General features: G+C 44.1%; 19 protein-coding genes and 2 riboswitches. All 19 genes read left to right on the top strand.

Features of this window, described 5'->3' with window-relative positions; translation table 11 throughout:
• Positions 1–180 precede the first annotated feature (180 nt).
• The 19 genes from ACSVDE_RS18905 to ACSVDE_RS18815 all read left to right on the top strand — a co-directional run bounded on the left by ACSVDE_RS18905 (position 181) and on the right by ACSVDE_RS18815 (position 19498).
• Positions 181–1155, top strand: coding sequence for an AAA family ATPase (locus ACSVDE_RS18905; RefSeq protein ID WP_439302473.1), 975 nt, complete (start codon positions 181–183; stop codon positions 1153–1155).
• Positions 1152–2417, top strand: coding sequence for a DUF58 domain-containing protein (locus ACSVDE_RS18900; protein ID WP_439302472.1), 1266 nt, complete (start codon positions 1152–1154; stop codon positions 2415–2417). The genes ACSVDE_RS18905 and ACSVDE_RS18900 overlap by 4 nt, the downstream gene beginning before the upstream one ends.
• Complete coding sequence (locus ACSVDE_RS18895) at positions 2404–4617, top strand: DUF4129 domain-containing transglutaminase family protein (RefSeq protein WP_439302471.1); 2214 nt, start codon at positions 2404–2406, stop codon at positions 4615–4617. Before ACSVDE_RS18900 ends, ACSVDE_RS18895 begins: the two co-directional genes overlap by 14 nt.
• Positions 4618–4682: 65 nt before the next feature.
• Positions 4683–4784: riboswitch (purine riboswitch) on the top strand.
• Positions 4785–4888: 104 nt separating this feature from the next.
• The gene (guaA, locus tag ACSVDE_RS18890; protein ID WP_439302470.1) at positions 4889–6427 is read left to right on the top strand and encodes a glutamine-hydrolyzing GMP synthase; all 1539 of its coding nucleotides are present in this window, start codon (positions 4889–4891) and stop codon (positions 6425–6427) included.
• Positions 6428–6504: 77 nt separating this feature from the next.
• A riboswitch (purine riboswitch) is annotated at positions 6505–6606 on the top strand.
• Positions 6607–6746: 140 nt separating this feature from the next.
• Positions 6747–8042 (top strand): NCS2 family permease, encoded by a 1296-nt coding sequence (locus ACSVDE_RS18885; protein ID WP_439302469.1) that lies wholly within the window; start codon positions 6747–6749, stop codon positions 8040–8042.
• Positions 8043–8489: 447 nt separating this feature from the next.
• Positions 8490–9239 (top strand): hypothetical protein, encoded by a 750-nt coding sequence (locus tag ACSVDE_RS18880; RefSeq protein ID WP_439302468.1) that lies wholly within the window; start codon positions 8490–8492, stop codon positions 9237–9239.
• Positions 9240–9246: 7 nt separating this feature from the next.
• Positions 9247–9990, top strand: a complete 744-nt coding sequence (cpaB, locus tag ACSVDE_RS18875; RefSeq protein WP_439302467.1) for a Flp pilus assembly protein CpaB — start codon at positions 9247–9249, stop codon at positions 9988–9990.
• A 22-nt stretch (positions 9991–10012) separates the two neighbouring features.
• On the top strand, positions 10013–11134 hold the full coding sequence (locus ACSVDE_RS18870) for an AAA family ATPase (protein WP_439302466.1): 1122 nt from the start codon (positions 10013–10015) through the stop codon (positions 11132–11134).
• Positions 11135–11150: 16 nt separating this feature from the next.
• Positions 11151–12491 (top strand): CpaF family protein, encoded by a 1341-nt coding sequence (locus ACSVDE_RS18865; protein WP_439302465.1) that lies wholly within the window; start codon positions 11151–11153, stop codon positions 12489–12491.
• Positions 12488–13420, top strand: coding sequence for a type II secretion system F family protein (locus ACSVDE_RS18860; RefSeq protein ID WP_439302464.1), 933 nt, complete (start codon positions 12488–12490; stop codon positions 13418–13420). The genes ACSVDE_RS18865 and ACSVDE_RS18860 overlap by 4 nt, the downstream gene beginning before the upstream one ends.
• A 4-nt stretch (positions 13421–13424) precedes the next feature.
• Positions 13425–14363 carry a type II secretion system F family protein gene (locus ACSVDE_RS18855; protein ID WP_439302463.1) on the top strand — a complete coding sequence of 313 codons (939 nt, stop codon included), beginning with the start codon at positions 13425–13427 and terminating at the stop codon, positions 14361–14363.
• A gap of 46 nt (positions 14364–14409) precedes the next feature.
• Positions 14410–14616, top strand: coding sequence for a hypothetical protein (locus tag ACSVDE_RS18850; protein WP_439302462.1), 207 nt, complete (start codon positions 14410–14412; stop codon positions 14614–14616).
• Between the two features lie 5 nt (positions 14617–14621).
• Positions 14622–15002, top strand: coding sequence for a TadE/TadG family type IV pilus assembly protein (locus ACSVDE_RS18845; protein WP_439302461.1), 381 nt, complete (start codon positions 14622–14624; stop codon positions 15000–15002).
• A gap of 5 nt (positions 15003–15007) precedes the next feature.
• On the top strand, positions 15008–15727 hold the full coding sequence (locus ACSVDE_RS18840) for a pilus assembly protein TadG-related protein (protein WP_439302506.1): 720 nt from the start codon (positions 15008–15010) through the stop codon (positions 15725–15727).
• 50 nt (positions 15728–15777) lie between these two features.
• Positions 15778–17016 (top strand): hypothetical protein, encoded by a 1239-nt coding sequence (locus ACSVDE_RS18835; protein ID WP_439302460.1) that lies wholly within the window; start codon positions 15778–15780, stop codon positions 17014–17016.
• 20 nt (positions 17017–17036) lie between these two features.
• A complete protein-coding gene (locus tag ACSVDE_RS18830) occupies positions 17037–17348 on the top strand; it encodes a hypothetical protein (protein ID WP_439302459.1) in 312 nt (103 codons plus the stop codon).
• A gap of 225 nt (positions 17349–17573) precedes the next feature.
• Positions 17574–17813: a hypothetical protein gene (locus ACSVDE_RS18825; protein WP_439302458.1), complete on the top strand. Its 240-nt coding sequence runs from the start codon at positions 17574–17576 to the stop codon at positions 17811–17813.
• Positions 17814–17831: 18 nt separating this feature from the next.
• Positions 17832–18128, top strand: coding sequence for a hypothetical protein (locus ACSVDE_RS18820; RefSeq protein ID WP_439302457.1), 297 nt, complete (start codon positions 17832–17834; stop codon positions 18126–18128).
• 38 nt (positions 18129–18166) lie between these two features.
• Positions 18167–19498, top strand: coding sequence for a VWA domain-containing protein (locus tag ACSVDE_RS18815; protein ID WP_439302456.1), 1332 nt, complete (start codon positions 18167–18169; stop codon positions 19496–19498).
• Positions 19499–19994 lie beyond the last annotated feature (496 nt).

The following is a 19994-nucleotide window of genomic DNA, read 5'->3' as shown; positions in this document are numbered from 1 at the left end:
TCTCTACCAACGAAGCATTCAAAGTATCAATCCACTTGCCATTTTGTTACAATGTGAGTGAATATTTCAAATTAACAAGGAATTTGTCAATATACTTCGAATTAGTTAAGGATAGATAAGATTTTTTGGGGTATCAGTCAGGGACTTAGCGGTAGGAACATATTAAGGGGGAAAACTGTAATGGCAGCGAATAACATAAGGTATGAGTCTTATCATCCACAACTCAAACAAGTGGTGGATAATGTAGAAAACGTCATGGTTGGAAAGCGCCAGGCTACTGAATTGAGCATCGTCGCACTTTTGACCGGTGGACACATCTTGCTAGAAGATGTGCCGGGTGTAGGGAAAACGATGATGGTACGGTCCATCGCGCAATCTGTTGGTGCGAAATTCAACCGTATCCAGTTTACACCAGACCTTTTGCCTTCGGACTTAACCGGGGTTTCGATATATAACCAAAAAAGCATGGAATTCGAATTCAGAGCAGGGCCGTTAATGGGGAACATCGTATTGGCGGATGAAATCAACCGTACTTCTCCAAAGACACAGTCTGCTCTATTGGAAGCGATGGAAGAACAAAGCATTACAGTCGATGGGTTCACACACAAATTACCGGAACCTTTCTTTGTCATGGCCACACAAAACCCGATCGAGTATGAGGGGACGTATCCGTTACCGGAAGCTCAATTGGATCGTTTCTTGTTGAAGATCAAGATGGGATACCCAACTGCAAGTGAGGAGATGCAAGTCCTTTCCCGTAATGAAAAAGCCCAACCGATTGATGAATTGACGGCTGTCCTGAATTTGGACGACCTGTTGAAGCTTCAAAAACAAGTCAAATCCGTCTTTGTCGAGGAGTCCGTAAAGCAATACATTATCGACCTCGTCATCCGCACAAGAAAGCATAGCGGAATCCACCTTGGCGTAAGCCCGCGTGGATCATTAGCGCTTATGAAGACTGCTCAAGCGTATGCTCTCTTGTTGAACAGAGATTACGTCGTACCGGATGACATCAAATATTTGGCGAAGTCTGTCCTTTGCCACCGGATCATCTTAAAGCCGGAAGCTCGTTTTGATGGGTATACACCTGAAAAGGTCGTCGAGGAAATCCTGGAACGCACGCCGGTTCCGGTCCTTAGGAAAGAAAAAGTATGATCCAGAAACAGCTTGCGCGTTATCGTACAGCATTAGGGATTTTGGGCATCATCCTGCTGATCGCAAGCTCATTTTCCTATGCCATGTTTCAAGGTGGTTTCGTCAGCTGGTTCTTGTTCTATTCCGTGCTTCCGCTCGTGTTGTACACCGTTTTCGTGTTATTATTCCCGCTTACTCAGATCACAGTGGAGCGCGAAATCAATAAATCCAATTTCATAGCAGGTGAAACGGTAGAAGTGACGATTAATATACGTAGTCGCTATCCGATTCCGTTATTCTACCTCGTAATCAATGATGAGTTACCGGGACTACTCGTCAATCATGCGAATGAGAGAGAGTATGTCTATCAAACGCAATCAAAAGCGCTACTGTTTCCTTTGTTCAAACGGAAAGCGTCTTATTCGTATCTCATCAAACCAGTGCCTCGTGGCATCCATTTGTTTGAGGCGATCTCTTTGGACACTGGAGATCTGTTCGGTTTCATAACGAAAACCGTTTCCATACCTCAGAAAAAATCGATTCAAGTGTATCCTAAAACGCAACCTCTTGCAGGTTGGAACATATTCGAGACGAATCCGTCGGGTATGAAACGGACCGGAAAACAAGCACAGCAAGACTTTACTTCTGCTGTCAGCATCCGGGACTATACGCCAGGAGATAAGTTGTCCTGGCTCCATTGGAAGGCGACCGCTCGTTCTAATAAGCTCGTCACGAAAGTATTCGAGACGCAGCGGAACGATGATTTCGTCGTGTTTTTAGATGGGAGCAATCCAACGTATCAACGAAATGGACAGCATCTATTCGAAAGAGCTGTATCGCTTGCTGCCTCAGTGCTGAAGCATGCCATCAGCAGCGGAACATCGGTGGAATTCCATACGGTTTCAAGAGAGCATACGCAATTGTCTTTCCAATCAGGTCAGAACTTCGAGTCGAAATGGATGGGACATCTCGCTCGGATCCAACCGGATACGAAGTCTTCTCTGACGGGTGTATTGAAGCATGAAGCTCACGAAATGTCGAAAGGGCTATCCGTGATGATCATTTCACCCGATATGTCTGATGGCTTCATTCAGATGCTTGAACGGATGTCTGGCAATCAGGTCCAGACGATCTTTTTCTATATTTCAAAGCAAAAAGTGATCTCGAAAGAAGAACAACACGTGTTGACGAGGCTGAGAGCCCGCAACATCGTCGTGTATACAGTCAATATTGACGACTTCAGTGAAGTTGTGAAGGCGGGTGTTCAAAATGCCACGAGTTGATGATCGTCAAAAGTTTACGATGGGCTCGTTCCTTCTTTATATGCTCGGATTCCTGCTATTCTGGGAATGGTTACGTCCCCTATCGACTTTTACCAATACGAATTATCTCTCGATTTTCGTGCTGTTCTCAGCATTTCTATTTACAATCTCCTATTTCGAGCTTTCCATTTGGGTCTCGTTCCCGATTAAATTGTTGGCATTAGCCTATGCCTTGCATACGATTTATTTTCCTGTCTCGTTTTTTGATGTGCAATGGGTGAGCTACTTGGTCAATGACTTGATGAACGCCTCTCAACATGCGTTCGCCCGAGATTGGGATAGTATGAGTAACTTGAGCAGGACGTTCTTATTCCTTGTGCTCTTATGGCTCATCAGCTATCTGATGCATTACTGGCTGATCCAGGCGAGGAGAATCTTCCTGTTTTTCATCATCACAGTCCTTTACGTCACTGTGGTCGATACCTTCACAGCTTACGATGCATCTGGTGCGATCGTCCGTACGGTGATCATCGGATTTGTGCTATTAGGGATCTTAAGATTCATTCGGATCATTGAACAAAAAGGGTTCCGGGTTTATCAAAACCAGTTCCCGCTCATGTGGGTCATACCACTTGCACTATTAATCTCGTTCTCTTCTGTACTCGGCTATCTTGCGCCGAAAGCAGCTCCTCAATGGCCGGATCCGGTTCCGTTCATTACGGCAGTCGGAAGTCAGGCTGGCGAAGGTGAAGGAACGGGCAGAGGCGGCGGTATCCAGAAGATCGGTTACGGTACGAATGACAGCCGTTTGGGAGGACCTTTTGTATTCGATGATACACCGGTTTTCCGCACGCAAATCAGTGAAGTGCACTATTGGAGAGTAGAATCGAAAGAAGTATATACCGGTCTCGGATGGGATACGAAGCCAGCTGATCCGGCAAGTGAACAAGTGAACCCTCAGAACATCACGACGGATTCCCCACACACATTGACGTACGGGGAAGATGTCCAAACGGAAGACTTAACGGCAAAGGTAGAAGTAGTGAAGAATGGACTTTATCCGTTCATCATCTATCCGGGTCAATTGACTGCTGTGGATAGTGAAGAAAATCGCGATTACCAAATGAACTCGGTTACGGGTAAATTGATGACCTTTGAAGAAGCCGGAGAGTCTGGCCTTGAGACTTATACGGTGAACTATAAGTATCCTGAGTTCTCAGAAGCGATGCTTAGAAATTCTAGCACGCAGTACCCTGGGTTCATTCAAGAACGGTACTTACAGCTCCCAGAAGATTTGCCTGAGAGAGTGAGAACGTTATCTCAAGACATTACGGCTGGAATCAATGATCCGTATGGTAAGGCGAAAGCGATCGAGCAATACTTCGCGGACAACGGTTACGGTTACAATACTCAAGATGTCGCGGTCCCAGACCGGAACGAGGATTATGTCGACCAATTCTTGTTTGAATCGAAACTTGGTTATTGTGATAACTTCTCTACATCAATGGCTGTTATGCTCCGGACGATCGGAATTCCGACACGTTGGGTAAAAGGCTTTACAGCTGGAGAATACGAGGAGACCATCGGTGATGGAGTCAGGGAATACGAGGTTACAAATTCGAATGCACACTCTTGGGTAGAAGTGTACTTTGAAGGGGTAGGTTGGGTACCTTTCGAGCCTACGAGAGGATTCCGAGACCTCGGGAACTTCGTAGATGACTATCAAGAAGACGATACGAATCTGGATGTCCCAGTCGAGCAGGATGAGCAGAATCAACAGAATCAGAACCTTGAGAATGGTTCTGAATCTAGCGGATTCGAGCTTCCATTCAACCTGGATAAAGTACTCAACTGGCTGAAGTGGATTGCAATCAGTCTCATCAGCCTTCTCGTCTTAGGAGCAGGATTCGGTTATTTGACACGAAAGAAGTGGTTGAACAAATTTTTCCTATGGCGATTCAGAAAACGGAAAGATGAGCAAGTGTTCCAGGACGCTTACCATAGATTGCTATGGTTGTTGGAGCAATACGATGTGAAGAAACGCCCACAACAAACGTTACGTGAATACGCGATCGAAGTGGATCGCTACCTCGATACAGGCGATATGAAGATCTTGACGAGGAAGTATGAGAAAGCGCGATATGGTCAAAATGATCAACCTGTCGATTGGACGGATACGAAAGAATTGTGGGAAAATTTAATTAAAAGGATACGACCTTGACCGTCATTATAGTGGCTGTTAGAATTAATCCATATTTTAAGGTGTGACACCTTGTCACGCGGAGTATATGGATTAATGACTTCCTTCATATATGTTCGGGGATATGGCCCGAATGTCTCTACCAGATCACCGTAAATGGTCTGACTATGAAGGCAGGCACTGTTTTGCGCACATAACAGGACCCTGCCTTCAATGGTTTGGGTTCTTTTTCTTTATATCTACTGGAAAAAAGAAGCAATTACACAATTCGTTTGAGAGGTGGCTGACTTTCATGCAAGTAACTGAAGAAATGATTATCGTTCTAGATTTTGGCGGGCAATACAATCAATTGATTACACGACGAATCCGTGACTTAGGGGTGTACAGTGAACTGCATTCCCATAAGATTACGGCTGAGAAAATCAAGGAACTCAACCCGACAGGGATCATCTTCTCTGGAGGACCGAACAGTGCTTATGCGCCGGATTCTCCTAAATGTGATGAGCGGATCTTTGATCTTGGTATTCCGATTTTAGGAATCTGTTACGGGATGCAATTGATGACGCACCACTTCGGTGGGAAGGTAGAGAAGGCAAACCACCGTGAGTACGGAAAAGCGACTGTAGCTATCCGTAACATGAATGACCTTTATAAAGACTTACCGGAAGAACAAACGGTATGGATGAGTCATGGGGACCTGGTTGTCGCTCCTCCAGAAGGGTTCCAGACCGATGTGACAAGCCCGTCTTGTCCTGTCGCTGGAATGAGTGACCCTTCTCGTAATTTATACGGCGTGCAATTCCACCCAGAAGTACGACACAGTGAGCACGGCGACGAACTACTGAAGAACTTCGTCAAGAACATCTGTAAGTGTGAAGCAGTATGGACTATGGAAAACTTTATTGAAGACGAAATTCAGAAAGTACGCGATACTGTCGGTGATCAAAGAGTACTTTGTGCCTTAAGCGGTGGCGTTGATTCTTCCGTCGTTGCAGCACTGATCCACAAGGCCGTTGGAGATCAACTCATCTGTATGTTCGTCGATCATGGTCTTCTGCGTAAAGGTGAAGCAGACAGCGTCATGGATACGTTCCGTGATTCCTTCAATATGAATGTGGTCAAAATTGATGCGAAAGATCGTTTCCTCAGCAAGCTTGAAGGTGTTTCGGACCCAGAACAGAAACGTAAAATCATCGGGAATGAGTTCATCTACGTATTTGATGAAGAAGCTGCGAAGCTCGAAGGTATCCAATATCTTGCGCAAGGAACGCTTTACACAGATATCATTGAAAGTGGAACGGACACAGCACAAACGATCAAGTCACACCACAATGTCGGTGGACTTCCAGAGGACATGCAGTTCCAATTGATTGAACCGTTGAACACACTCTTTAAGGATGAGGTTCGTAAAGTCGGTACAGAACTTGGTTTGCCGGACGAAATCGTTTGGCGTCAGCCATTCCCTGGACCAGGTCTAGGAATCCGTGTTCTTGGAGAGGTGACGGAAGAGAAGCTGAAAATCGTCCGTGATTCGGATGCGATTTTACGTGAAGAGATTAAGAACGCAGGTCTTGACCGTGACATCTGGCAATACTTCACCGCTCTCCCGAACATGAGAAGTGTCGGTGTCATGGGTGATGCGCGTACGTACGATTATACGGTCGGAATCCGAGCGGTTACATCTATCGACGGTATGACTTCCGATTGGGCTCGCATTCCATGGGATGTGCTTGAGCGCATTTCGACGCGGATTGTAAATGAGGTCGATCATGTCAATCGTATCGTGTACGATGTGACTTCTAAGCCACCATCCACAATCGAGTGGGAATAAACGAACGATAAGGCAAGATAATGAACCAATGTTCGGGTTTTCTGTTGACAATATTCGTCAAAAACTGTACACTTTAGAAAATCACATCATAGAACCATCGTATAATATCGAGAATAGGGCTCGAAAGTTTCTACCAGGCTACCGTAAATGGCTTGACTACGAGGGGATAGATCAAAGAACATAGGTCCATCTATATTGAATAGATTTCCTTGCTGTTTCGTTCTTTTCCCTTGTCATTCAAAGCTCCAGGTAACCTGCCTGGAGCTTTTTCTATTTACTTGTTGTTAGAAGATTCATAGACAAATAGGAGTGTTGGGGAATGGAACGATTTTTTGGTTTTAAAGATCACGGTACAACATATCGCAAAGAATTCATTGCAGGTTTAACAACGTTTTTATCTATGGCTTATATCTTATTCGTCAACCCGGCCATTCTAGGGGACGCCGGGATGGACAAGGGGGCTGTCTTTGTTGCTACGGCACTAGCGGCAGCCATCGGAACACTGATCATGGGTCTGCTCGCAAACTACCCGATCGCACTGGCACCAGGTATGGGACTGAATGCCTTTTTCACCTATTCGGTCGTCATGGTCATGGGGATTCCGTGGCAGACGGCACTGGCAGGGGTGCTCGTTTCAGGACTCGTATTTATCGTCATCACGCTATTGAAGATCCGCGAAACGATCATCAACGCGATCCCGCAAGAACTGAAATATGCGGCAGCAAGCGGAATCGGTCTTTTCATCGCATTCATCGGTTTGCAGAACGCTGGAATAGTAGAGAATAACGATTCAACGCTCGTACAACTTGGGAACCTGACAAACGGGTCGACGCTACTGGCGATTTTCGGACTCATCATCATTGTCCTTTTCATGGTTAGAGGAGTGAAAGGCGGTATCTTTTACGGGATGGTCATTACGGCGATTGTCGGAATGATCTTCAAACTGATCCCACTTCCGTCTGGCATCGTTGGAGCTGTACCAAGCTTAGAACCGACATTTGGTGTGGCTATTTCGTATCTGGATCAGATTACGACGATTGATATGCTTGTAGTCGTCCTGACGTTCTTGTTCGTCGATTTCTTTGATACAGCAGGAACATTGATGGCAGTTGCCACTCAAGCAGGACTGATGAAAGAGAACAAATTACCTAGAGCAGGACGTGCGTTACTGGCTGACTCATCAGCGACTGTAATCGGATCGGTCCTAGGTACATCTACAACAACGGCTTACATTGAGTCTTCATCAGGAGTAGCAGCAGGGGGAAGAACGGGCTTCAGTTCCGTCGTAACAGCTGGTTTCTTCTTACTGGCATTACTTTTTTCACCTTTATTAGGCGTCATCACTCCATCTGTCACGGCACCGGTGTTAATCATAGTGGGTGTGCTGATGGTAGGCGTACTTGGTAAAATCGAATGGCATCGCTTCGAAATTGCCGCACCGGCATTTCTCACGATCATTGCCATGCCTTTGACCTATAGTATCGCTACTGGAATAGCGCTTGGTTTCATCCTGTATCCGATCACGATGATCGTGAAGGGGGATGGGAAAAAGGTCCACCCGATCATGTATGGGATGTTCTTCATCTTCATCTTATATTTTGCGTTTCTCGCGTAACTTCAAATCCATAAGAATGACCAAACCGACCTGCTTAGGTCGGTTTTTTATATGTGTAAGCAAGATTGAGAGATAGGTCCTAGTAAATGAAATAGAATGATTATATTTGTAACTATATTGAAATATAGTTCTTTTTTTAATATTGATAAAAAAACAGGTTTATCAAGGTCTGTGAGAGAGGTATTAAATATATGAAGCGTTTAAGGTTAAATTTTCCATATATAGAAACAAAGGCTTTTTTACCCCTCTTTTCACAGGTGAAAAACCTTGAATTCAAGGGGATAGTCCATAAGGCTATATATTTTTACAAAAAATAACACTGTCAGAATAAAAGTTATTTTGACCTAGTTTTGGTTGTTTGGTAGTTTTTCCTTATGATATGAACAGAATTTGTCATATTTGTGTCAAACATTGCGGTTGAGCCGTTCGAATGATGTGGAGGTAAAGATGATGATTGTAATTGATGAGACTTTAGGAAGGTACGATTACGAAAATGTATATCCAAAGCCTGTACATACAAAGAATGGGCCTCTACCTATACAGGATGTCTTGAAAGAATCTTCTGGTCGCTTTCTGAAGCGTTCTCTCAATCTAGAACCCTACAGTCAAGAACATCACATCCACTTCTTCAGAGACAAATTAAGAGACGTATCAGAAATCGTCTATCTATATGACCCCTCGTATACCGATGCGAATGTACTTAAGAAACTACAAAACTGGTTGTTTCCTGAGCAGCGGTTAACGGTGTATCCCATTCATCAAAATCGAGCGCTGATCTTGATGCTTATTCATGAGTTAAGTCAGCCTGCCGATCCCAATACCTCAACAACCTATCAAAGAATCGAACGTTGTATCCATTCAGCCAAAGAATGGTTGCTCACACCTGTACCAAAAGCGTTTAACGAAAAGAACCATTTATCCCTCAATAAAAAACCGACTCAAAAGCCTTTCAAACTGGTGATTAAAGAAAAGGACGACGAGCAAATCTCGCAAATCGAATCAATCAACCAAGAGCTTCAACGCGTTCTTGAACAAAATGGAAGCCAAAACGTGTGGCTTGTTCAAAAAGGGATCGAGCACGATCTGAACCTGGACAACTACGACGTTGAACAATACAAGTTGGATAAAGACAATCTACCTATACATGTACCTTTCATACACCTAATTTCTCGACCAACCTTAAATGTGATGGAGTGACGAACCAATGATTGATGCAAAACGTAAAGCATTCATTTTTCTAACATTAGCTTTCCTGTTAGCGGTAGTAGCAGCCGGATTCATCATCAACCAAATCCAGATGGCCCAAGAATCATTAGGTGAAACCGTAGAGGTCGCTGCAGCTGATGGTGACATCCAATCTTACACAACCTTGGAAGCGGGCGATATCCAATGGGTTGAAATGCCGAAAACGGCCCAAGTCGATTCGTTCATTCAAAAATCCGATGATATCGAAGACTCCATATCGATCGTCAATTTGAAAGAAGGAGACCTTGTGACGAAAAGCGTCGTCCGGAAAAAGATTGATATACCTGCCAACCATAGGGTGGTCTGGTTAAACCCAGGAGAAAACGTACTCGTTGATCAAGGCGTAGCGGAAGGGGATCTTGTTGATGTCATTTCCGTGTTGGAAAACAAAGAAAAAGGGGTAACCACACAGCGCCTTTTAGAAAATGTCCAGGTCGTCCAGATGGAAGAAAGAGAAGAGGGACCACCAGCAATCAAAGTTTCCTTGTCTGTTGAAGATGCAGAAAAACTGATCTTCACCCAAAATGCGGCCAAACAAATCCGGGTTCTCCGTGTGAACCAAGTCACGAAGGGTGAAGAACCGAAGCAACAGGAGCAGAAACCGACAGAGGAAAAGAAAGAAGAACCAAAACAAGAACAACCGAAAAAAGAGGAACAAAAACCAGCTGAACCAAAACAAGATGCTAAGAAAGATGAGCAGTGATGGATAAAGGAGACGATGATCGATGAGCCAAATGAAAGCACTAATCATTACAAAAAATGAAGCATTACAACAATCTCTCTCAGACATCCTGGAAGCTCATGGAATAGATGCAGCAGTTAATGAAGAATGGAAACGATCCTTCTCGACACAATCGAATCATACCTTTTATTTTATCGACTATGAATCATTGAACGAGGCGGAGAATTTCACAGCTCCTGGCTCCAGCTTCTTGATCGGCATCACCTCCAATCGTTCTTTCGACGAAGGAAGAGCATGGATGAAGGCGGGCGCTTATGATGTGGTCGTCTATCCGGAAGAGCAATCCAGATTGAATGAGATTGTGGTATCTGCAAAGGAAAAAGTACGTAAACAGCAAGAGAGCTTTGGGGAAGCGTCACTCGGTGGGGGGAAAGTCGAAGCGTTTTACAGCGCGAAGGGTGGAAGCGGCAAGACGTTGATGGCAGCGATGATCGCGCAATCCCTGCAAATCCACCACAACAAACGAGTGATATTGATTGATCTGAGCGCGCAGTTCGGTGGATTGGAAACCATTTACGGAATCCAGCAAAACCGATCATACGTCGATCTACAGCCGGTCATGCAGGAGCTCTCTTTGAACCATATCGAGAATGTGGCGACACGCGATGAAGCGACAGGCAACTACATTTTATTAGGCCCCTCTAATCCTGCGAAAGCAGAAGCAATTTCAGAGGAATTGATTACGAAGGTCATCCGGACGTGCAGAGCTCATTTCGACCATGTGATCTTGGATTTGCCGACATCCATCAATACGATCAGCTTCACGGGATTGAACGAGGCGACACATATCCATTACATTCTAAATCCGGACAGTCTCTCGTTGCGAAGCTTCAAACATGCTTCAGAGTTGTTCCAGCGATTTCAGCTCGGAAACCGTGGAAACCTTTCGATTCTGTTGAACCGCGCACACCCGAAAAGCGAACTCGGTCCGAAGGATATTTCGAAGCTGATCGGTAAAGAAGTGGATGCGTCAGTACGCTCCGATTATTTTGCGCTCCAGCCTTACTTGAATATGGGCGAGAGCTTTTACAAAAAAGAGAAGGATCGCGGACAATTCAAGCCAGCGAAAGATGTCCGATCCTATGTAGAAAAAGTATTGTTGTGAAAAGGTGGTGATGGAGATGTCCTGGTTACAAAAAGCATCCGGATATACACCGGTGCAATCGAACGAACAGGATCGCTGGGATGTGGAAAACGAACAGCAGGAATCCTGGGTCAGACATTATAAAAACCGGTTGATCAAAGAATCGAACTTGGAGTCGATCACGACGTTGCCACCACAAGAACGGAAACAGACCATTGAACGCTTGGTCAAACAGATGATTGAAGAGGAACGTGTCATCATCCCGCAAAATGAGATGGATCAGGTGATCCGCCAGATCATTAACGAATCAGTCGGATACGGGCCTCTTGAAGCGCTCCTGCAAGATGACTCGATCACAGAAATAATGGTGAACGGCCCGAAGGAAGTGTACATCGAACGAAGCGGGAAGTTGGAACAAGCGGATATCCAGTTTAAAGATAACCAGCACATCCGTCATATCATTGATCGGATCATCGCACCATTAGGTCGTCGAATAGACGAAAGTTCACCGATGGTCGATGCGCGTTTGATGGACGGAAGCCGTGTGAATGCGGTCATCCCGCCGATTACACTAGATGGGCCCTCGATCTCTATCCGGAAGTTCAATAAAACGCCGTTTGCGATGGAGGACTTGATTGAATTTGGCTCCTTTACCGACCGGATGGGGGATTTTTTACGAGCGGCTGTCCAGGCGAAGCTGAACGTGCTTGTATCCGGTGGAACAGGGAGCGGGAAGACGACGCTGCTGAATGTATTGTCCGACTCGATTCCTCGTGGCGAGCGGATTGTCACGATCGAGGACATGGCGGAATTGCGGTTCACCTACGACAACCTCGTCCGGATGGAAGCCCGACCTGCCAATATGGAAGGGAAAGGAGAAGTGACGATCCGTCAACTTGTCAAAAACGCCCTCAGGATGAGGCCCGACCGAATCATTGTCGGTGAGGTTCGAAGTTCAGAAGCAATTGATATGCTTCAAGCGATGAACACAGGACACGAAGGTTCGTTGACAACGGTCCATGCGAACTCACCAAAAGACGCATTAGGTCGATTAGAAGCGATGGTCATCATGTCTGGGCTCTCGTTGACGGTCGATGTCATCCGAGGCTATTTCGTCGGAGCGTTGGACCTGATCGTCCAAACCTCAAGACAAACGGATGGTCAGCGGAAAATCGTCAGTATCGCTGAGATTTTTGAAGAGGACGGTAAAATCGTCATTGAAGATATTTTCCGGTTTGTGCGGACGGGTGTGAAGTCGGATGGAACGGTTAAAGGTCATTTCGAGTCCACCGGCTACATACCGAAAGCCTTCCAACGATTCAAAGCATTCGGACTCGACATCCCTGAATCGATGTTCGAGAAAGGGGTGCTCGCATGATCGGAACGTGGATTGCGTTGAGTGCCTCGTTATGTTCATTCATATTGGCGATTTTTTACTTCAAGAAGATGCTCAACATCCAAAAAACGTCGAAGAGGGCAGAAGTATGGTTTGAAGATTCTGCTCAATTTAAGCGGAAGAGTTTTGTGTTATTGATTGGCGATCGATTTGACAACTCCGAACTGGCCGAGGATCTGAAAAAGAAACTTGTTCAGGCGAACATTGGATTGCAGCCATCTGAATACATGGGAATCTATATCCTGACTATGGCGGCACTTTGGTTTTTCAGCTACTTCATTTTAGGATTGTTCGCTTTCATGGGACTGGCTTTATCTTATTTGATTACGTGGCTTGCTTCGAAGCTGTATTTGAGTTCAAGGCAGAACAAACGGAATGAGAGCTTTAACAAACAGCTGCCTGAGATTTGCCGAATGATGGCGAACGCTGTAAAGGCAGGACAGACCATTCCACAAGGCATCGCGATGGTCGGAAATGAGATCAAAGCCCCATCCGGTCCGGAGTTCAAGTTGATGGATCAGCAACTTCGGTTGGGGGACGATCTGGATGAAGTGATGGACCGGTTCCGCGAAAGGGTTTCGAGCAACGAAATCAATATATTCGTGAGTACCATCCTGATTCAAAGACGGGTCGGAGGAAACCTTGCCGAGATTTTGGAACTGATGGCAGGAACGCTTGAAGAGCGGGCGCGCGTTTACAAAGAGATTCAAACCGTTACGGCAGAATCCAAGTCGGTCGCGTACATTCTCGTCATCATGCCGCTCTTGATGGCGGTGATGATGAACTTATTCATCAAAGGCTTTTTGAATGTCATCTTCACGACATTCGGATTGATCCTGCTCGTGGTTTTTGCATGCATGATCGGTGTAGCGTTCTTACTCATCAAACGAATTACAAGGATAAGGGTGTAGGCAAATGAGCCCACAATTCAGTATATATGCAGTGTTGTTATTCAGTCTCATTCTACTTTTTTTATTGATTGGGTTTGTGTTTGTCTATCTATTCATAGCGAAAAAGCAACGATTGCTCTCGCACGTCCAGATTTCAGAGGGGCAACGGAAGCGTAAGCGAAAGCTGAGAGAGCGGATTGCCGGCCCTTTGATCAGAGCTTCTGAATACGCGGGTCCAACCGGCATCAAATACCCGTTTTTCTCTGACAAAGAGAAGGACGAGCTGTTGCTGGTGAAAGCAGGGAATCCACTCGGTTTAAGATTGGAAAGCTTTTATGGCATGCGTTTCGTGCTCGGATTGAGTGGGCTGACTTTTTCGATTTTTTATGTATTCCTTGGTATGCCGTTCAGCTTGATGGTCCTTTTACTGTTTCCGTTAGGAGGCTTTTTCGGTCCGAATCTCTGGCTGTTGTTGAGGGCGAGAGAACGCCAGGAACAAATCAGTACGATGATGCCGGATTTCCTAGATACTGTGAGCGTCACTTTGCAGGCTGGGGTAAGCTTAGACGGGGCATTGAAACAGGTGACGAAACAGCTGACGGGCCCATTGAGTGAAGAGATCGACCGGTTCAACCGGGAGATTGAACTAGGTGTACCGAGACGTACCGCGTATGAAAACCTGTTGAATCGAAACTCTTCCAAAGAGTTGAAGATGCTTGTCTCTTCCTTGCTGCAAGGTTCGTCCTTAGGCGTTCCGGTTTCTGAAACGTTTAAAGTTCAGGCGGATGACTTACGGGCGATGCGTGGATTCAAAGCGAAAGAGAAAGCAGCGAAAGCGAGTCCACAAATTACGTTAGTTACGACATTCTTTGTTGCGCCAGCCGTTTTTTTCCTGATTATCGGCATGCTCATCTTGAATGTCATTTATAATCCAGGTGCATTCGGTTTAGACTCCTTCTTCTAAGAAGGGTTTACTATAAATCTACTAACCATAAAGGAGAGATATTATTATGAAGAAAATGTATGTAAAGATGACGTCTGCTCTCAATAAATATGTAAAAAATGAACGAGGAGCTCAGGCGTTGGAGTGGGTAGCTTTAGGGCTGGTTGTATTAGCAATCATGGGCGCAATTGCAAGTTCCCTACAAGGTGGAGGGGCTACAGACATTGCGAATGCGATTAAAGAAAAAATTGCACAAATGATCAGCGATATGTAACGGATATGTTCAGGAGACTAAAAAAACTCACAAAAAATGAGCGTGGGTCACAGCTGATCGAATTCATAGCTGTATTCCCGATGGTGATTCTCGCCATGATGTTCATTTGGCAGATGGCCCTAGTGGCCTACACAGTTGTTGTTTCTGAATCAGCTGCTCGTGATGGTGCACGAGCGGCAGCGGTGGATGGAAATGCTGCTGAAGTAGCCAAAACTTCTGCTGGGAACTTGGAATTAGAAAGTGTAAATACCGAAGACAACGGCGAAGAAGTGACCGTTACAGTAGTCGTCAAAGTTCCAACGGTATCCATACCGCTTGTAGGGCAAATTGATTATACTTTGGACGCGGATGCAACGATACCGAAAGAGGAAGAAATTGAGGATTGATCAACGTGAAAAAGTATTTGGAAAATCAACGTGGCGGCAGTATGCTCCTAGTCATCGTAGGTATGCTGCTTGCCTCCATTTTTATCAGTTTCATGTTTTTCGATTTCTTTAACGTGTTCATTTCAAAACGGGTCAGCCAGACGAGTGCGGATGCCGCTGTGCTAGCAGCTGCGAAAGAGGCTAGGTTGGTCTATGAAGAAAAGTATACGGATGCAATCGAGTCTGAACTGGAAGACTTGCGCGACCTTTTTGATGATAAAAAAGAAGATGATGGAAGTGAAGAAGGTGGAGAGGGAGAAGAAACTGAGCCCCCACCTAATCCAGATACGATATTCGATGGACTCATTGATGAAGTGAACAAAATTTATAAAAAAGCGACAATGCCACCTAGTTTAAAAGATTGGCTGGAAGATCCAGATGCTGAAATCGATCCGGTTGAAGCATTAAAGTATTTTTATGATGATGATGAGCTTAGTTCGATGGCTTGCTCAGCTGTAAAAGGAGACATGGAACGGATTCGTCAGGCTGCAGAAGATTATGCAAAGAAAAATGGAGCTGACCGCAACGTAACTGTAGATTTCAAACAGAGTGAATTCAAGATTTTCGTAGAATCAGAAAAAGACGGAAGCTTTGTCACAGTCGATGATGAGTTATTCGAAGGAATTGATGCAGACGCTTCCGCGACGATCAAACAGCCGAAAGGGATCGACATCGAATGTAACTAGTGAAACTAGGGCGAGATGAACAGGTTAGGGAAAACTCGGGAGGAAAGGAAATGATGGATTCCAAAGCAACATGGCAAAAACGGATGATCATCTTATTCGTCACGTTGTTTGCTCTGCTCATACCCGTCGCAAGTGTGAGTGCGAACATCGGCAATTATGAGTATGAAGATAACGGGCTGACCAGTACAGATGGTGACGGTTCTGGTGAAAATGAGAACAATGATCCTGGTGGGCTTGTTGGTTGGTTTGTAAAAGCGAAAGATATTACTGGGGACTTTGTTGATAAAACCCGTGACTTTTTTGATCCGGCGATAGAAGCTGGAAAAGATACATGGGAGTGGACCAAGGGTAAGTTTTCTGACGGCTGGGAATGGACGAAGGATAAAGCTTCAGACGGTTGGGATTGGACCAAGAATAAATGGGGTGACTTTACTGAATGGACTGGAGATGTCTGGGAAGCAACACCTGATTGGGTCAAATCTTCTCTCGCTTTTGTTGGAGTGGGAGCCGCAGCGGTTGGTATTGCTGCTGCAGGTATCATCTCCGCACCCGTTGCAGCTGTTGCTATAGTAGGAGCAGGTCTCGCCGGCGGACTCTATTATGCTCTGAACGGAGGATCCGATGCCTATAGTTTCACTGGAGCACTAGGATGGACTGCAGGAGGCGCAATCCTTGGTGGTGTAGGCCAGGCAATTGGGGCTGTAGGAGCAGGGCTGAATGCCTTAAGAATTGCCGGAGGAAGACAGCTCGCATCTATGAGACTAGGATATATCTTGAACAGGTTTGCTACTGGTGGTAGCGGCTTGAGAGCAGGGTTGCAGGTGGCGAAAGGATTGGGAGCGGCATGGTTAAAGGTTGGATCACCTTTAGCGATTATTACATTTCTTTCACATATAACTAACTTTGCTTTAACAGGTGAATTAGATAGAGGTGAGATGTTCTTTGATGTAGGTGTAACATTTCTAACTGCACCACTTGGTTTTGGTCTAACAAAAAGCTTGTTAAGTTCTGTAAGAACATTTAAAGTGTTTGCTACTCATTTATTTGGTGGTGCGGTAATTGGTGGTTTTTCAAATGTTGCGATGCAAGCCTATAAAGGTGATGCGACTGCAATGGACTTTCTCATAGGTTCAGCTGTAGGTTTATCATTCGTGATACCTGATACTTATGTAAATAAAGTTGTAAATAATTCGAGTGTAGAATATTCATATGAATATCTTAAGAAACAGTTAAGTGATGTCTGGTCAAATCACATGGATCAAAAAGTAGATTCAAAAGGGAACAAATAATTACTAGTAAGGAGTAACTAATGAGTGACAAGACATGGAAATATGTACAAATATTTTGTTATACATTCATAATTGTCGGAGGTTTCTTTGCGGTTTATTTAACTGCTGAACCAGTTGGTAATGGGGAATATCAAATGGTAAGAAGACCCTGGTGGTTTAACCCGTTAATTGGTCTGTTACTTGTTTCTGGATTTACAGTAACTTTAGCAGAGGTCCGTCGCCGGAATGGGGGAGAAGTTACAGGTAAAGTAGTCGGTCAAACATTTCTATGGATTGCTATAACAGTAGGTTTCCTTATGTTTATTTGGTATTTAAGAGGAGATTTTAATTAGTAGATTAAGTGTCTTTTTTTGATGCATTCGGGAATATAAATGCTGGAGTTATAATCCAAACATTCTTGTACATCGGATTCTTTGGGGAGTTATATTTCTATTCAGGGATCTAACCGGCTAACTTAATTAGTAATTCTTAATCTGAGGTTGAACCTAATGAGTGATAAAACGTGGAGATTATTTCAAATATTAGGTTATCTAATCATCATTAGCGCAGTAGGGGTAATGTTTGCAGTTACTGAACCGGTTGGTGAAGGAAACCGTAAGATGATTGAAAGGCCATGGTGGTTTAATTGGTTCGTTGGATTAACCGTCATATCCGTGTTCACAGTAACTTTAGCAGAGGTCCGAAGAAGAAATGGTGGTGTGGTTAACGGTAAAGTCATCGCCCAAACCATCACATGGATTGCTATTATAGTAGGTGGATTAATGTTCGTCTGGTACCTACGTGGTGATTTCAACTAATTCAAGGAGTGAGTATTAGTGAGTAGTAAAGATTGGTCCATCGTACAGTGGGCTTCCTTTGGTGGAGCTCTATTGCTTCTGTTCATGACTTTCTTGATGACAGGAGATATACAGGGGAACCGATTGGTCCTCGTCAATCCAACTCCTTGGATGTATGTTCTTTTCGGATTATCTATGATCGGCTATTTCTTTTTCATATTGGCTCACATCTGCAAGCGTAATGACGCGAAAAGAATCACCTTACGTCTTGCAGGACAAGCTTTCTTTTGGACGGTTATCTTTTATTGGGCACTTTATATCATTAATCAAATCTAATTTTACATAATACAATACACGACTTGAGGAGGAAAAATATGAAAAGGGCGTATTCGATTATATCTCTTATTCTATTAGTAGTATTCATCACAGCATGCTCAAACGATTCAAGTGGTGAAGCATCTAAGGAAAAAGAAAAGCCAAAAGAGAAACAAGAGGAAACGTTCGATTATCCTGAAGCGGCTACTGACGCGGAAGGAATCATTGAACAGGGAGCAGGAAAATATACGGAAGTTATTTTTGAAGAAGATGAAGACCAAATTGATACTCAAAAGCTAGAAGAAGATTTTGTAAAAGAGCTAAAGGACCTACCGAGTGATGTTTCAACTGAACAAATCTATGACTTTATGATTGCAAATGGGGCGTTCCCTTATCAGAAAGTTAATCAACAATATGATGATTTCGACCCTACCTATTTAGTGAACGCAGCTGAAGGGGAACAGAAGAAGCCAAAAAACATCGTCTTTCTATTAGATGCCAGTGGTAGTATGGCTGGACAGGTGACAGGCGGTGTGAAGATGGATCTTGCAAAATCAGCGTTGAAACGAGCTGCTAGTAACCTTGATCCATCGACGAAAGTGGCATTAAGAGTTTATGGTCACAAAGGAAGTAATGCGGATAGTGATAAAAAAGTGTCGTGCGACAGCAGTGAAATGGTCTATCCTTTGAACACCTATAATGAAGAAAACTTCCAAACAGCTCTATCCAAGTTTAAGCCCACTGGCTGGACGCCGATTGCATCTTCGCTACAGTTAGCAAAGGATGATTTTAAAGGTGCAAATGGTAATGAAGTGGAGAACATCATTTATGTCATCAGTGATGGTGTAGAAACCTGTGATGGGGATCCGGTCCAGGCTGCAAAAGAAATTCATGAATCGGACTTAAACATTACCGTAAATGTCATAGGGTTTAACTTAAACCAAGAAGGCAAGAAACAATTAAAAGCAACCGCACAAGCAGGTGGGGGAAAATATAAGGACGTAAACTCTCAAGCTGACCTTCAACAATCCTTGCAGGAGTTTGTTGATGAAGTAAAAGCAGGAATATATAGAGATCTCGACAATGTGAAAGAGGGAATAAATATCAACACCTGGTATTTAGACCAATCCAACAAGCTAAGAAAGATTAATGACAACTTCTCCGTATTTGCAAAGAAAGAATATAACCTATTGACTGGGTTCTTAGACGGTATTGAAGATGAAGGAAAGCTGAAAGAGGGCATGTATTCAGATTTGAGAGATATGATTTATCAACGCTCTGAAACAATGAAGGAATACAGTCAAAAACGTCATGATGAATTGGAAAAAGAATTAGAAGAAGCTCACAAACAAGCACAAAAAGAATTAGATGAAAAACAGAAAAACAATTAAACTATAAGAAGAATAGCCTGCGACGGCTATTCTTCTTTCCTTCTAAAAGGAGTCAGCCACCCTGCAATGAGCGAAGAGAAAGGTACCCCCATTACAATGGCTAAACAAATATGTACGATATCGGCCATGGAACTGTAAGGGACTATGTATCGGAAGACCAATTTCATCAATTGCAAAAACCCGTAGAACGAAAGTAGGAAGATCATTGAATATAGGATTCTGTACACATTAGACCACCATCCTTTACAGCACTTTCTTACTATATAAAATACATTCACTAATACCGTTTAAAATCCTTTTTAATTTTTTTCGGATTTATGGTTGACCGTCTATAACATGGATGGTATATTAGAAAAGTCGCTTCGGGAGAGAGGCGAAAACAGCTCTTTGAAAACTGAACAAAAGCCAAGCGTGAAACGGGTTTTTATATAAAAACCCCGAATCAATTTCGATTTACATTTAATGAGCAATCAAACACTTTATTGGAGAGTTTGAT

The organism is Pseudalkalibacillus sp. Hm43, assembly GCF_051842935.1.
Lineage (GTDB): Bacteria > Bacillota > Bacilli > Bacillales > Fictibacillaceae > Pseudalkalibacillus.
The sequence above is the reverse complement of the archived record's forward strand: the minus strand, read 5'-3'. Positions and strand labels throughout refer to the sequence as shown.

Excerpts from the sequence above, each read along its gene's own strand:
- ACSVDE_RS18885 (WP_439302469.1), top strand. The coding sequence starts at position 6,747 with ATGGAACGATTTTTTGGTTTTAAAGATCACGGTACAACATATCGCAAA.
- ACSVDE_RS18865 (WP_439302465.1), top strand. The coding sequence starts at position 11,151 with ATGTCCTGGTTACAAAAAGCATCCGGATATACACCGGTGCAATCGAAC.
- ACSVDE_RS18900 (WP_439302472.1), top strand. The coding sequence starts at position 1,152 with ATGATCCAGAAACAGCTTGCGCGTTATCGTACAGCATTAGGGATTTTG.
- ACSVDE_RS18815 (WP_439302456.1), top strand. The coding sequence starts at position 18,167 with ATGAAAAGGGCGTATTCGATTATATCTCTTATTCTATTAGTAGTATTC.
- ACSVDE_RS18845 (WP_439302461.1), top strand. The coding sequence starts at position 14,622 with ATGTTCAGGAGACTAAAAAAACTCACAAAAAATGAGCGTGGGTCACAG.
- ACSVDE_RS18850 (WP_439302462.1), top strand. The coding sequence starts at position 14,410 with ATGAAGAAAATGTATGTAAAGATGACGTCTGCTCTCAATAAATATGTA.
- ACSVDE_RS18880 (WP_439302468.1), top strand. The coding sequence starts at position 8,490 with ATGATGATTGTAATTGATGAGACTTTAGGAAGGTACGATTACGAAAAT.
- ACSVDE_RS18835 (WP_439302460.1), top strand. The coding sequence starts at position 15,778 with ATGATGGATTCCAAAGCAACATGGCAAAAACGGATGATCATCTTATTC.
- ACSVDE_RS18830 (WP_439302459.1), top strand. The coding sequence starts at position 17,037 with ATGAGTGACAAGACATGGAAATATGTACAAATATTTTGTTATACATTC.
- ACSVDE_RS18860 (WP_439302464.1), top strand. The coding sequence starts at position 12,488 with ATGATCGGAACGTGGATTGCGTTGAGTGCCTCGTTATGTTCATTCATA.
- ACSVDE_RS18905 (WP_439302473.1), top strand. The coding sequence starts at position 181 with ATGGCAGCGAATAACATAAGGTATGAGTCTTATCATCCACAACTCAAA.
- ACSVDE_RS18825 (WP_439302458.1), top strand. The coding sequence starts at position 17,574 with ATGTTTGCAGTTACTGAACCGGTTGGTGAAGGAAACCGTAAGATGATT.
- ACSVDE_RS18895 (WP_439302471.1), top strand. The coding sequence starts at position 2,404 with ATGCCACGAGTTGATGATCGTCAAAAGTTTACGATGGGCTCGTTCCTT.
- ACSVDE_RS18870 (WP_439302466.1), top strand. The coding sequence starts at position 10,013 with ATGAGCCAAATGAAAGCACTAATCATTACAAAAAATGAAGCATTACAA.
- ACSVDE_RS18855 (WP_439302463.1), top strand. The coding sequence starts at position 13,425 with ATGAGCCCACAATTCAGTATATATGCAGTGTTGTTATTCAGTCTCATT.
- cpaB (WP_439302467.1), top strand. The coding sequence starts at position 9,247 with ATGATTGATGCAAAACGTAAAGCATTCATTTTTCTAACATTAGCTTTC.
- guaA (WP_439302470.1), top strand. The coding sequence starts at position 4,889 with ATGCAAGTAACTGAAGAAATGATTATCGTTCTAGATTTTGGCGGGCAA.